The 12,524-nt window shown below is 70.7% G+C and carries 15 protein-coding genes; 8 read left to right on the forward strand and 7 right to left on the reverse strand.

The window, feature by feature from the left end; translation table 11 throughout:
* Nucleotides 1-172 precede the first annotated feature (172 nt).
* Together ACX80L_RS08160 and ACX80L_RS08165 are read left to right on the forward strand one after the other, a co-directional pair.
* Nucleotides 173-520, forward strand: a complete 348-nt coding sequence (locus tag ACX80L_RS08160) for an ArsR/SmtB family transcription factor (protein WP_459288926.1) — start codon at nucleotides 173-175, stop codon at nucleotides 518-520.
* 12 nt (nucleotides 521-532) lie between these two features.
* Nucleotides 533-1,030, forward strand: coding sequence for an SRPBCC family protein (locus ACX80L_RS08165; RefSeq protein WP_459288928.1), 498 nt, complete (start codon nucleotides 533-535; stop codon nucleotides 1,028-1,030).
* Nucleotides 1,031-1,136: 106 nt separating this feature from the next.
* On the opposite strand, the gene ACX80L_RS08170 is transcribed toward ACX80L_RS08165, so the two are convergent.
* Nucleotides 1,137-2,282 carry a fatty acid desaturase family protein gene (locus ACX80L_RS08170; protein WP_133080133.1) on the reverse strand — a complete coding sequence of 382 codons (1,146 nt, stop codon included), beginning with the start codon at nucleotides 2,280-2,282 and terminating at the stop codon, nucleotides 1,137-1,139.
* 21 nt (nucleotides 2,283-2,303) lie between these two features.
* Entirely contained in the window at nucleotides 2,304-3,416 is a 1,113-nt protein-coding gene (locus ACX80L_RS08175) for a 2Fe-2S iron-sulfur cluster-binding protein (RefSeq protein WP_133080134.1), read from the reverse strand.
* A gap of 98 nt (nucleotides 3,417-3,514) precedes the next feature.
* On the opposite strand from ACX80L_RS08175, the gene ACX80L_RS08180 reads away from it, so the two are divergent.
* On the forward strand, nucleotides 3,515-4,714 hold the full coding sequence (locus tag ACX80L_RS08180; RefSeq protein ID WP_459268387.1) for a PucR family transcriptional regulator: 1,200 nt from the start codon (nucleotides 3,515-3,517) through the stop codon (nucleotides 4,712-4,714).
* On the opposite strand, the gene ACX80L_RS08185 is transcribed toward ACX80L_RS08180, so the two are convergent.
* Complete coding sequence (locus ACX80L_RS08185; RefSeq protein ID WP_459288930.1) at nucleotides 4,711-5,574, reverse strand: DNA-3-methyladenine glycosylase family protein; 864 nt, start codon at nucleotides 5,572-5,574, stop codon at nucleotides 4,711-4,713. The two genes, ACX80L_RS08180 and ACX80L_RS08185, sit on opposite strands and share 4 nt — an antisense overlap.
* Nucleotides 5,571-6,365 (reverse strand): SDR family NAD(P)-dependent oxidoreductase, encoded by a 795-nt coding sequence (locus tag ACX80L_RS08190; protein ID WP_459289338.1) that lies wholly within the window; start codon nucleotides 6,363-6,365, stop codon nucleotides 5,571-5,573. The genes ACX80L_RS08185 and ACX80L_RS08190 overlap by 4 nt, the downstream gene beginning before the upstream one ends.
* A gap of 278 nt (nucleotides 6,366-6,643) precedes the next feature.
* On the opposite strand from ACX80L_RS08190, the gene ACX80L_RS08195 reads away from it, so the two are divergent.
* From ACX80L_RS08195 to ACX80L_RS08205, 3 genes are all read left to right on the forward strand, one after another.
* The gene (locus ACX80L_RS08195) at nucleotides 6,644-6,949 is read left to right on the forward strand and encodes a DUF4193 domain-containing protein (protein ID WP_087072246.1); all 306 of its coding nucleotides are present in this window, start codon (nucleotides 6,644-6,646) and stop codon (nucleotides 6,947-6,949) included.
* A gap of 106 nt (nucleotides 6,950-7,055) precedes the next feature.
* On the forward strand, nucleotides 7,056-7,694 hold the full coding sequence (locus tag ACX80L_RS08200) for an alpha/beta hydrolase (protein WP_459288932.1): 639 nt from the start codon (nucleotides 7,056-7,058) through the stop codon (nucleotides 7,692-7,694).
* A gap of 31 nt (nucleotides 7,695-7,725) precedes the next feature.
* Complete coding sequence (locus ACX80L_RS08205; RefSeq protein ID WP_459288934.1) at nucleotides 7,726-8,652, forward strand: AEC family transporter; 927 nt, start codon at nucleotides 7,726-7,728, stop codon at nucleotides 8,650-8,652.
* Here ACX80L_RS08205 and ACX80L_RS08210 read toward each other — a convergent pair.
* Nucleotides 8,642-9,661, reverse strand: a complete 1,020-nt coding sequence (locus tag ACX80L_RS08210) for a GlxA family transcriptional regulator (protein ID WP_459289340.1) — start codon at nucleotides 9,659-9,661, stop codon at nucleotides 8,642-8,644. The two genes, ACX80L_RS08205 and ACX80L_RS08210, sit on opposite strands and share 11 nt — an antisense overlap.
* Nucleotides 9,662-9,742: 81 nt before the next feature.
* Between ACX80L_RS08210 and ACX80L_RS08215 the strand changes: the two genes are divergently transcribed.
* Nucleotides 9,743-9,910 carry a hypothetical protein gene (locus tag ACX80L_RS08215; protein ID WP_208740197.1) on the forward strand — a complete coding sequence of 56 codons (168 nt, stop codon included), beginning with the start codon at nucleotides 9,743-9,745 and terminating at the stop codon, nucleotides 9,908-9,910.
* A 33-nt stretch (nucleotides 9,911-9,943) separates the two neighbouring features.
* On the opposite strand, the gene ACX80L_RS08220 is transcribed toward ACX80L_RS08215, so the two are convergent.
* Nucleotides 9,944-11,137 (reverse strand): low temperature requirement protein A, encoded by a 1,194-nt coding sequence (locus tag ACX80L_RS08220; protein ID WP_459288936.1) that lies wholly within the window; start codon nucleotides 11,135-11,137, stop codon nucleotides 9,944-9,946.
* Nucleotides 11,138-11,277: 140 nt separating this feature from the next.
* Between ACX80L_RS08220 and ACX80L_RS08225 the strand changes: the two genes are divergently transcribed.
* Nucleotides 11,278-12,111, forward strand: a complete 834-nt coding sequence (locus ACX80L_RS08225) for a YsnF/AvaK domain-containing protein (protein WP_459288938.1) — start codon at nucleotides 11,278-11,280, stop codon at nucleotides 12,109-12,111.
* A 2-nt stretch (nucleotides 12,112-12,113) separates the two neighbouring features.
* Here ACX80L_RS08225 and ACX80L_RS08230 read toward each other — a convergent pair whose 3' ends face one another.
* Nucleotides 12,114-12,512, reverse strand: a complete 399-nt coding sequence (locus ACX80L_RS08230) for a VOC family protein (protein WP_459288940.1) — start codon at nucleotides 12,510-12,512, stop codon at nucleotides 12,114-12,116.
* Nucleotides 12,513-12,524 lie beyond the last annotated feature (12 nt).

Raw genomic sequence — 12,524 nt, forward strand, 5'->3', positions numbered from 1 at the left:
CTTGCAGGGTCCCCGAACACCCGCCATAACGGGTGTCACGTCGGCGGGGTCCGCCTCCCGCCGCTGCACGTCAGGGGCGACGGCGACGGGTGGCAGGCGTCGGGGCACGTTCCCACGAAGAGATCCCGCCGACCCTTGACCTGCAGGGAGACCGGGCGTAACGTACAACCACATGGTTGTAGAAAGCATCAGCGAGGACGAGGTGGACCGCCTGTTCCAGGCGCTCGCCGACGCGACACGGCGGGACATCGTGGCGCGCGTCCTGGTCGCCGAGTATTCGGTATCCGGCCTGGCCGAGCTGTACGACATGAGTTTCGCGGCAGTGCAGAAACACGTGGCCGTCCTCGAGCGGGCCTCCCTCGTCACCAAGGAGAAACGCGGACGGGAGCAGATCGTGCGGGGAGAGATGGACGGCGTGCAGAACGCACGGCGCCTGCTCGACGACTACGAGAGGATCTGGCGGCGACGCGTCGACCGGATCACGGACATCCTCGCCGAGGATGCCGAGGATGAGCACTAGGAAGGCAGCATCATGACCGTCATCAGCACCGAGAAGGACACCGAGGCGCTCACCTTCCGCCTCGTCGCCGAGTTCGACGCCGGCGTCGAACGCGTCTGGCGGATCTGGGCCGATCCGACGCAGCTGCAGCGCTGGTGGGGACCGCCCACGTGGCCGGCCACCTTCGACACCTACGAGTTCGAGGAAGGCGGGCGTGCCGCCTATTTCATGACCGGGCCCGACGGCGAGAAGGCGCGGGGGTGGTGGCGGATCACGGCCCTCGAGGCTCCCCGCCTGATCACCTTCGTGGACGGGTTCGCGGACGAGAACGGCGACCCCGTGCCGGACATGGGTGAGACGACGGCCACCGTCACGCTGGAGGATCTCGGCGGACGCACGCGCATGACCATGACCACGGCGTTCGGGTCCGTCGAGCAGCTCACCCAGATGGTCGAGATGGGCATGGAGGAGGGCCTTCGCGAGGCACTCGGGCAGGTGGACGCGCTCCTCGCGGAGGACGTCCCGGTCTGACGGTCGTCCGGGTAACGACACCCGGGACACCCGGGACGCCCGGCGGGCACGGAAGACGCGGAGAGCGCCGCCGCTCCCCATGCGGGGGCGACGGCGCTGTCCGGCGCTAGGCCGTGGCGGTCTTCGGCTTCCGGTTGGGCAGGGCGAGCCGGAAGATCTTCGCCCAGGTGGAACCGACCTGCTTGGGCAGGGGGCCGGTGGTGTAGGGCAGGCCGTAGCGGGTGCAGATCTCGCGGACCTTGACCGCGACCTCGGCGTACCGGTTGGACGGCAGGTCGGGGAAGCAGTGGTGCTCGATCTGGTGGGACAGGTTGCCCGACATGAGGTGCATGAACTTGGAGCCGGAGATGTTCGCCGAACCGATCATCTGGCGGACGTACCAGTCGCCGCGCGTCTCGCCGTCGACCTCCTCCTCCGTGAAGGTGTCCGTACCGTCGGGGAAGTGGCCGCAGAAGATGATCGCGTGGGCCCAGAAGTTGCGGATGGCGTTGGCGGCGAGCGTTCCGTAGAGGGCCTGCTTGCCGGAGCCGGTCAGCATGGCGACGGCGGGAGTGGCGGCGTAGTCCTTGGAGAACTGCTTGAGGACCTTGACGCCCACGGCCTTGAGGTCGCGGTTCATGGCCTCCTTGGACTTCAGGCCTTCCTTGTACTCGGGGATCTCCAGGTCGTAGAGGGCGATGCCCCACTCGAAGACCGGGGCCAGGACGGCGTTGTAGAGGGGATTGCCGAGGTTGAAGGGGCGCCACGGCTGGTCGGGGTCCATGCGGAGGAGGTTGTATCCGATGTCCCGGTCCTTGCCGATGACGTTGGTCCACCGGTGGTGCAGGTCGTTGTGGGTGTGCTGCCAGGATCGGGCCGGGGTGACGAAGTCCCACTCCCAGGTGGTCGAGTGGATGTCGGGATCGCGCATCCAGTCCCACTGGCCGTGCAGCACGTTGTGGCCGATCTCCATGTTCTCGAGGATCTTGGCGATGCTCAGCATCGCCGTGCCCGCGAACCAGGCGGGCTTGTACTTGCTGAACAGGAGGGCGCCGCGGCCCGCGAACTCCAGGCTCCGCTGCACCTTGATGACGCGGCGGATGTAGGCGGCGTCGGTCGCGCCGCGCTTGGCGAGGATCTCGTCGCGGACGGCGTCGAGCTCGCGCCCGAGGGCCTCGACCTGCTCGTCGGAGAGGTGCTTGGCGGCGTCGGGGCGGACCAGGGGGTGGCCCGAGGCGGCAAGGGCGCCGGGGCGGGTGAGCGTGGTGGTCATGGGGACTCCTCTGGTGGGGGACTAAAGGTCGAGGTTCACGGGCCCGGCGGCTGCCGAGACGCAGGTCTGGATGAGCTGGCCGGGGGCGTTGTGCAGTTCGCCGGTGCGGAGGTCCCGGACCTGTCCGGACCGCAGCGGGATGAGGCAGCTGTGGCAGATGCCCATGCGGCAGCCGCTCGGCATGAGGATCCCGGCATCCTCGCCGATGTCGAGCAGCGGGGTGTCGCCGTCGGCCTGGACCTCGCGGTCCGACTGCTCGAAGGTGACGAGCCCGCCGTCGTGGCCCGCACCCGCCGTGAGGTCGGTGCTGAAGCGCTCGATGGTCAGGGTGGCGGTGCCGGTGGCCTCCGCTCCGGCGCCCGCCGTGACGCTCGGTACCGACCGGGCCTGTTCGAGCGCGGCTTCGCGCTGCCACAGGTCCTCCGCGTCGTTCAGGAAGCCTTCGGGGCCACAGGCGTAGGCGGCACGTGAGCGCCAGTCCGGGCAGAGCTCGGCGATGGTCCTGGCCGTGAATTCGAGCCTTCCGCGGGCGCTCGTGAACCAGTGCCGGACGGTGAGGTTGGGGAACTGGTCCGCCAGTTCGTCCAGCTCCTCGCGGAACACGCTCTTCTCCGGTGTGCTGTTGGAGTCGATGAGCACGACGTCGGCGTCCGGCCGGCGCGGGATCAGCGTGCGGATCATGGACATCACCGGTGTGATGCCGCTGCCCGCCGTGAGCATGAGCAGGGACCGGGGGTGCTCGGGGAGGACGAAGTCGCCCTGGGGCGGAGCGAGGAACAGGACGTCGCCCGGTTTGGTGTCGCGGACCAGCACGTGGGACACCGAGCCGGCATCCTTCACCGTGATCGCGGGATCGTGTCCGGCAGCATTGCTCAACGAGTAGGAGCGCCACTGGCGGACACCGTCGAGTTCCACGCCGATGCGCGCCCACTGGCCGGCCTGGTGGGCATGCCAGCCGTTGCCGGGGCGGAAGTGGATCGTGGCGGAATCCTCGGTCTCACGCACCACACGGGTAACGACACCGCGGAGCTGGCGGGACGAGTACACCGGGTTGAACAACGCAAGGAAGTCTTCCGGTGTGAGGGGGGTGGTCAGCGCGGATGCTGCACGCGCCAGCTTCTTGAGCCGGATCATCTCACTAACGATATAGCCTCTCCCGCTAAAAATCTTCACCCGGAGCATACAGTTGAGGGAGAAGGTTTATCGTTCCGCAATAGATGGGGGTCGTCCACGTGGGTTCTGACGAGGTATCGGTCGCTCCACCCGAGCCGCCGTGGCTGGCTCTTCCCCCCGGTGTCAGCGACCGGCTGCGTCCCCTGACGCCCGATCTGGTGGAGGCCATCATCCAGGCGGTGCCCCAGCTGGTCCCGGCCTACGCCCGGCCGATCGAGGGCGGCTTCGGACGCGGTCTGCGCCTGGGTGTGGCGGTCGCCCTGGAGCGGTTCCTCGAGTTGCCCGGCACGAGGCTGCCCGCCCTGTCCGACCAGAGCCGCCAGCTGGTGGCGGGCCTCGGCCGCGGCGAATTCCGGCAGGGACGCAGTATGGATTCGTTGCTGGGCGCGTATCGGATGGGGGCGCGCGTGACGTTCCGGGAGATGTCGCGCCGCTCCATGGAGGAGGGCCTGGGGTCCGCCGTCGTCGTCGACCTCGGCGAATCGATCATGGCGTACATCGACGAGCTCTCCGCCGTGAGTGCCGAGGCCTACGCCTTCGAGCAGTCCGAACGCGCGGGCGCTGTCGATCGGCGTCGTGCCGAACTGCTGGAACTGCTGCTGCTGGGGCAGGCGGACGAGACGGCGCTGCGGCAGGCGGCGTCGCTCGCCGACTGGGCGGTGCCGGCGCAGCTCGCCGTCGTCACCCTGCCCCTCGAGCGCGCGCAGGGACTGCGCCAGCGTCTCGGCCCGGGGGCGATCGTCATCGAACGCGAGACCGACGCCGTCGCCCTGGTCCCCGAGCGGGGGCCCGCCAGCCGCGCCGATCTCGAGCGCGTGCTGGCGGGCAGGAGCGCGGCCGTCGGGCCGGCGGGCGGGATCCGGCAGGTCGCGGAATCTCTGCGCCTCGCGGTCCTCGCCGCATCCATGCTGCCGCCACGTGAGGGCGAGGACGAACCACCGGTCTGGGCCGACGAGCACCTGACGGAGGTGGTGCTCGCGGCGGAGCCATCGGCGGTCGGCGAACTGGCCCGGCGGCGGCTCGCGCCACTGGCCGGACTGCCCGCCAACCAGCGGGAGAAGCTGGAGGAGACGCTGCTGGCCTGGCTGCGGCACTGGGGGCAGCGCGCCCCGATCGCCGACGAGCTCGGGATCCATGCCCAGACCGTCGGCTACCGCGTGCTGCAGCTGCGCGAGCTGTTCGGCGAGGACCTCAGGGACCCGAAGGCGCGCTTCGAACTGGAGATCGCGCTGCGCAGCGACCGGAAGGTGCCCGCCTAGTCCCCGCCGTAGGTGGCGGACGTCCAGAGGTGGAACAGGGCGTAGGCGCGGTAGGGACGCCATGCCTCGGAGCGGCGTCCGGCGTCCCGGATGTCGGGGTTGCCCATTGCGCGCCGTGCCACGAGGTCGCCCGGCGTGAAGGCGTCCGGGTCGCGGAGGACGCGCACGGCGAGGTAGTCGGCGGACCAGGGGCCGATGCCCGGGATGGCGAGCAGCTCCCTGCGCAGGGCGGCGTGGTCGCCGTCGGGATCGAGGGACAGGCCGTCGGCGACGGCGCGCGCCACGTTCTGCACGGTCGCGGCCCGCGTACGGGTCACTCCGACGGCGGCCCGCAGCTCCTCGGGAGGTGCCGCGGCGATCGCCGCCGGGGAAGGGAAGAGCGTGAGCTCCGTGGACGACGCCGTGCCGTAGGCCGCCGCGAGCCTGCCGCCGAACGTCGCACCCGCGGCGACGGACACCTGCTGCCCGAGGACCGTCATGATCGCCGCCTCGAACGCCTCCGGATAGCCGACCGCCCGCAGACCCGGGCGCCTGCGCACGAGCGGGCCGATCAGCGGATCGCCGCCGAGGGCCCGGACGACGGCGTCCGTGTCCGTGTCGAGGTCCAGCCACCTGCGGGTGGTGCGCACGAGATGCGTGAACTCGACGTCGTCGTCCGTGTCCGCGATGAGTTCGACGTCGTCGGGCCGCACGGAGACCGTCACGCGGCGCGGGCCGCCTGGCGTGGCGAGCAGCCGGGTGTGCGACCGGCCCGCCCGGTCCGTGACCTCGCAGCCGGGGATGGCGTGGTTGGCGAGGATCGCGGCCATCGGCCCGGCGTCGAGGGCGCCGTTCGGGGTGAGGACCGCGGTGCGGCTCACGGGAGGATGGCGTCCACGTAGCCGCCGTCCACGCGGACCGCGGCGCCCGTGGTGGCCGAGGCGAGCGGCGACGCGAGGTAGGCGACCAGGTTGGCGATCTCCTGCGGCTCGATGAGGCGCTCCAGCAGCGACTGCGGGCGGTGCTCCCTCATGAACTGCCGCTGGGCATCCTCCCACCCGAGGTCCCTGTCCACGAGCTGGTACACGAAGTCCTCGACACCGCCGGTGTGCGTGGGGCCCGCGATGACCGAGTTCACTGTGACGCCCGTCCCGCTCGCCTCCTTCGCGAACCCGCGTGAGACGCCCAGCAGGGCCGTCTTCGAGACGCCGTAGTGGATCATCTCCGCGGGGATGGCGACGGCGGAATCGCTGGCGATGTACTGGATGCGACCCCAGCCCGCCGCCGTCATCCCGGGCAGGTAGGACCGCGTGAGGCGGACGGCGGTGAGCACGTTGACCTCGAAGTAGCGGCGCCACTCGGCGTCGTCGATCTCCAGTGCCGGCCGGGCGCCGAAGATGCCGAGGTTGTTGATCAGGATGTCCACGGCGGGGAGGACGCCGAGCGCCGTCGCGACGCCGTCGTCCGTGGTGACGTCCGCGGCGACGGCGACGAGGTCCGCGTCGGGCACGTCCCTGCGGATCCCCTCGATGGCGCGGGCGACACTGCGGTCGCTGCGGCCGTTGACGCCCACCCGGGCGCCGGCGGCGGCCAGGGTGGTGGCGATCGCCAGGCCGATCCCCTGCGTGGATCCGGTGACGAGGGCGGTCTTTCCGCTGAGGTCGAGGGCCAATGCCATGGAAGCTCCTGGGGCGTTCGGGACGGGGTCGGTCCCACCCTACGACGGCTGGGCGGGTGGGCGTCCCGGCAGCCTCCGCCACGTCCCGTCCACATATCACGTCCGGGCCGCCGCGTCACATCGGGATCCGATTCGACGTGCCGTCGACGGATGGAGAAAAGTACCAGTCGCAGCAGGTATATTGCACCCGGTATATGGAATACTTCCGCCTCCTCCGAGGTTGAGAGTGGCATCTGGGCGTACTTCCCGCCCACAGAAGGAGATCTACCCCCATGGCAACCGATTACGACGAACCACGCGTTCGCCCGGAAGACCAGCCCGCCAACGAGTCCCTCGAGGCGATCCAGGCACAGCGCAGCGCGACAACGCAGACGGCGTTGATCGATGTCGAAGACGGCGAGACCGCCGAAGGCATCGACCTCCCCGGGGCCGACCTCTCGCACGAGGAACTCCTCATCCAGGTCATCCCGCAGCAGGAGGACGAGTTCACCTGCATGTCCTGCTTCCTGGTGCACCACCGCAGCCAGCTTGCGCGCGAGAAGAACGGCGACAAGTTCTGCACGGAGTGCGAGGGCTGACAGCACCTCCGGACGTACGAAAGCCCCTGGCCACCCGGCCGGGGGCTTTCTCCGTTGCTGCGGGTCCCGTACCGTTCCGGCCGTCCGGCCACAGTACGGTGGTGGCATGAATCCCACGCACGTCCTGGTCCTGCCCGGAGGCGGCTACACCATGCTGTCCGACAACGAGGGCGAGGTCGTCGCCGAGCGGCTCCGCTCCTTCGGCCTGTCCGCAGGCGTCTTCGACTATCCCGTCGGGACCCGCCATCCCGGGCCGCTCGACGCCGTCCGCGCCGAGATCCGGCGCCTGCGGGCGGCGGGCGTCGAGCGGTTGGCGCTCCTCGGGTTCTCCGCCGGCGGGCACCTCGCGGGACATGCCGCCCTCACACCCGCCGGAGCCGACGAGCGCGTCGATGCCGCCGTGCTCGGCTACCCGGTGGTGTCCATGGAGCTCGCCACGCACAGGGGCTCCCAGGACGAACTGCTCGGGCCCGACGCGGGGGTCGAGGTGCGGCGGGCCACGTCCCTCGACCGCCTCGTCACGCCCGACGCCCCGCCCTTCTTCGTCTGGCACACCGCCGAGGACGAGGCCGTCCCCGTGCAGCATGCCTACCTGCTGGCCCAGGCGCTCGCCGCCCACGCCGTCCCCCACGCCCTGCACGTGTTCACGGAGGGGGAACACGGCCTCGGGCTGGCCGAGGGTCGCGGTGCCCCGGAGCAGTGGAGCCGGCTGGCGGCCGACTGGCTCCTGGCCCGGGGCTGGTGACGGCCCGGCCCCTGCCGGCGGGCGCGACCCGGTGATCGCGCAGACCGTCGTGGCGCTCGGCCCGGTGATCGGCCTGATCGCCCTCGGCTACGCGCTCCGCTCGCGCGCCTTCCTGGCGCCGGCGTTCTGGCCTCCGGCGGAGCGCCTGTGCTACTTCATCCTGCTGCCGGCACTGTTCATCAGCGGCACGGCGACCGCGGACCTCGCGGGCCTGCCGATCGCCCTGATGGCGCCGGTCCTCGCCGGGCCGGTGGTCCTGACGGCCCTGGGGCTCGTCGTCGCCCAGCGCCGGCTGGACCTCGACGGCCCGGCCTTCACCTCCGTGCTGCAGGGCAGCATCCGTTTCAACAACTACCTCGGTCTCTCGATCGCCCTCGCCCTGTTCGGGTCCGACGGCGTCGCGCTCGCCGCCATCGCGAACACCGTCCTCGTCCCGCTCGTCAACGTCCTCTGCACACTCGCCTTCGCGCGCTACGGGGCGGAGCGGCTGACGGTGGGCGGCACGATCAGGAGCATCGCCACCAACCCGCTGATCCTCGGCTGCGGCATCGGGATCCTGCTGAACGCCACCGGCGTCGGCCTCCCGCCGGGGGTCGGCGGCTTCCTGCGGACCCTGGGCAGTGCGTCCCTGCCGCTGGGACTCCTGTGCGTGGGAGCGGCGCTCGAACTCCGGAGCATGGGACGGAACCTCGGGGCCGTGGCCCTCGCCACCGTGGTGAAGTTCACGGTGCTGCCGGGGCTCGGGATCGCCGGGTGCCTGCTGCTGGGGCTCACCGGTCAGCCCGCGGCGACCGTGATCCTCTTCCTCTCCCTGCCCACGGCGTCCTCCGCCTACGTCATGGCGCGGGCCCTGGGCGGTGACGCACGCCTGATGGCCTCCACCATCACGCTGCAGACGGTGGCCGGGGTGCTCTACCTGCCCGTGGTGTTCCTGGTCATCCGGGTGCTCACCGGCTGAGGGCGTGCGCGCCGAACTGCTCCTCGAGTTCGTGCAGGTCGAGGTCACAGTCCCTGTCGGAGCCCCGGAACGTCCTGCGGTAGGCCGCCGGACTCAACCCGAGGGCCTTCTGGAAGTGGTGCCGCAGCAGGACGGCCTGACCGAACCCCGACGCGCGGGCGACGGCGTCGACGGTCAGGCGGGTGCCCTCGAGCAGGGACTGCGCGCGCAGGAGCCGCTGGCCCGTGAGCCACGCGACGGGCGTGGTCCCCGTCTCCGCCCGGAAGCGGCGCGCGAACGTGCGCTCGCTCATGTGCAGGCGCTGCGCCAGCGCCCCCACGGAGATGTCCTGGTCCAGGTGGTCCGCGAGCCAGAGGAGGAGTTCCTCCATCGAGGCCCCGCACTCGGTGGGGATGGGCCGTTCGATGAACTGGGCCTGGCCCCCCTCGCGGTGCGGCGGGACCACCATGCCGCGGGCGATCGCCGTCGCCGCCTTCGGCCCGAACTCCTGCCGGACGAGGTGCAGGCTCGCGTCGATGCCCGCCGCGGTGCCGGCGCTCGTGAGGATGGTGCCGTCCTCCACGTAGAGGACGTTCTCGTCGACGCGCGTGCGCGGATAGGCCTCGGCGAGGCTGCTGGTGTAGCGCCAGTGCGTCGTCGCGCAGCGGCCGTCCAGCAGGCCCGCCTCGGCGAGGGCGAAGGCGCCCGAGCACACGGAGAAGATGCGGGCGCCGCGGCGGTGGGCGGCGCGGAGGGCGTCGAGGACGGCGTCGGGCACCGGGTTCCGGGACGGGAACGGCGCCATGATGACGAGGTCGGCGTCGTCCACCCCCGTGAGGTCGGAATCGACGCGGAGGGCGACGCCGGACGTCGTCCGCACCATCCCGGGAGCCGGTGTGCAGACGCGGAAGTCGAAGGCGGGGAGGCCGACGCCGAGGTCGGACCGGTCGATGCCGAACACCTCGCAGACCACCCCGAACTCGAAGAGGGACAGGTCCGGCAGGACGATCACGGCGACCGTGGTGAGGATGCCAGCAGTATGGCAGCTTTTGAGCGCTAGAGGTCCTTCCTGCCACTCTTTTTCCGGGTGCGACAGGATCAGGATCGAGGCATGACTCTCCTCCTGATCCTCCTCGCCATCGCCCTTGTCGTCCTGCTGGTGCGGCACCTCCTCCGACTGGTCGGCGCCGACGCACCCTCGGCCACGCCGTCCTCGCACGCGGACTGGAGCGTCGGCGCGCTGCCCAGCTCCGCCTACTCGCTCCGGCACGACGCCTAGGCAGCGGACAGCGGGTCCGGGCCCGCCGGGCTCCTACCTCGCGCGGACCCGATGGCGCGTCTCGGCGTACAGGGAGCTCTCCACCGCGACGAGCACGGCTGCCACTCCGGCAGCGAGTGCCAGCGCCGCGAGGGGGGCGAGCTGCGCGGCGACCGGCAGGAGCAGGAGCAGCGCCGCGGCACCGCCGAGCCGCCACTTCTTCCAGCCGCCGCCCACGCGCCGCCAGAAGGAGGCGCTGCCCAGCAGATAGAGGGCCGTGCCGCCGAAGAGGGCGAACGCGCCGAGGGCGCCGAAGCCCTCCGTCTCCTCGACGTGCGCGAGGACGTCCTCGACGCCGAGCGCGGACAGCACGATGCCCGCGACGAGCGGCAGGTGCAGGTAGGTGTAGGCATCGACGGCGGCAGAGGCGCGTGCACCGCCGCGCAGTGCCGCGAAGCGGTGTTCGGCCGCGATGGCGGTGACGTCGAAGTGGAGCCACCACAGGCAGATGGACAGGCCGACGCCGGCGAGGGCCCCGAGCAGGATGGGCACGCTGACGGGTTCCGCGGAGGCCCCCACGCCGATGGCCACGATGGACTCGCCGAGGGCGAGGATCACCACGAGGCCGTAGCGTTCCGTCCAGTGCGCCGCGGAGTGCACCCGCCAGTCGCCGCGCGCGGTGGTGAGATAGGTCAGGGCGACGTCGAGGGCCAGCCCCGCGAGCCAGAACCACGTCTGGGACGGCCCGCCGATCAGTGCGCCCGTGACGATGAGCGTGCATCCCGACGCCATCGCGACCGACGTCCTGGCGACCTGGCGCTGGAGCGGCTTGTCCTCCATCGCCGCGTACGCGTACAGCACCAGGTGCAGGACGCGCACGACGACGTATGACAGGGCCAGGACGAGCGGTCCGCTGAGGCCGCCCTCGAGGTCGGTGAAGGCCTCAGGGATGGCGAGGGCTGCGATGAACATGGCCACCATCACGGCGGACAGGCCGAGGCGCATGATGCCCTCGTCCACGTGCGTCTGGTTCGCGAGCCACGAGTAGCAGACCCAGGACCACCACAGCATGCCGAGGATGATCATGCCCTGGAGGATGCCGGGGAAGGAGTGCTCGTGCGCCATGAAGCCGGTGACCTGCGTGAAGGCGAACACGAAGACGAGGTCGAAGAAGAGCTCGAAGGTGGTGACGCGGTGCGATTCGTCGGAGACGCGCGCCGCGCGGAAGGACCTCGGCAGGAGTGGCATGGGGAAAGGATAGATCCGTATCGGCCGATTCCGGAGCGGCCGGCGCGCCGCTCCATCGGGCACGTCGGTAGTAAGCATGCTTGCTATCGCTCCGCCTGCGACCTACGGTGAGGAGAGCAAACCTCCTCGAAAGGGCCGTCATGATCACGCTTGAACAGATGAAGGAATCCATGAACGCGGGCGCCAACGTGCTGAGCGAGGACGGAGCGGTGCTCGGCCCCATGGGTCAGCTCTATGTCGACGACGTCACGGGAGAGCCCAGCTGGGTCACCATCGCCACGCACACCATGGGCAACCCCGAGTCCTTCGCCCCGCTGCAGGGAGCCACGCGCGCCGGCCGGGACATCCGTCTGCCCTATCCGCACGCGACGGTCTACGACTCCCCGAAGATGTCGCAGGACGGCCACCTCAGCCCCGAGGAGGAACAGAATCTGCTCCGGTACTACGGGCTGATGCCCGCGAAGGACGACGACGTCGCGACGGACCGGGCCACCGGCATCACGACGGACCGGGCCGCCGACGCCGCCCCGGCGCCGCTGCGGTCCTCCCGGACCGAGGGTGACTACGCCATGACGCGCTCGGAGGAGCAGCTCCGCGTCGGTACGGAGATCCGCGAGACGGAGCGCGTACGCATCGTCAAGCGCGTGGTCACCGAGGACGTCACCATGACCGTGCAGATCCGGCGCGAGGAACTCGTCGTCGAGCGCGTGCCCGTCCGGGACGGGAAGCCGTTCTACGACGACGGCGAGGGCTCCTTCACCGACGCCGAGCGCGAGCGCCTCTATTCGGCCGTCGAGACCGCCTTCAACGGTGACACCACCGAGGTGGTCCTCTACGAGGAGAAGCCGCGCGTCGAGATGGACGTCGTCCCGATCGAACGCGTCCGGGTCCGCCGCGAGGTGCGCACGCACGACGAGACCGTCGGCGGCGAGGTGCGCAAGGAGGTCATCGAGACGGAGCGCATCGAGCTCTAGCCTCAGTACTCCCGCGACGACAGGATGCAGAACTCGTTGCCGTCGGGGTCGGCGAGGACCTCCCAGCTCACCTCCGGACCCTGCCCGACGTCGGTGCGCCGCGCCCCGAGGGCGAGTAGCCGCTCGATCTCGGCGGCGCGGTCCTGGCCGGTGTGCGGCGCGAAGTCGAGGTGAAGCCGGTTCTTCCCCTGCTTCTCGTGCGTCACCGGTACGAACACGAGGCCCGGCGGCACCTGCTCGAACGACAGCTTCGCACCGAGCTCGCGGGCCCACGGCGGTACGAGCACGGCTTCGTCGTCGGTCTCGATCAGTACCTCCCACCCGAGGGCTTCCGCCCACCAGCGTGCGAGGGCGCGGTGGTCGGTCGATTCGAGGACGGTGGAGTACCAGCGCAGTGTCATGCGCCGATTCTG

It is taken from the genome of Arthrobacter sp. MDT1-48-3, assembly GCF_054511015.1.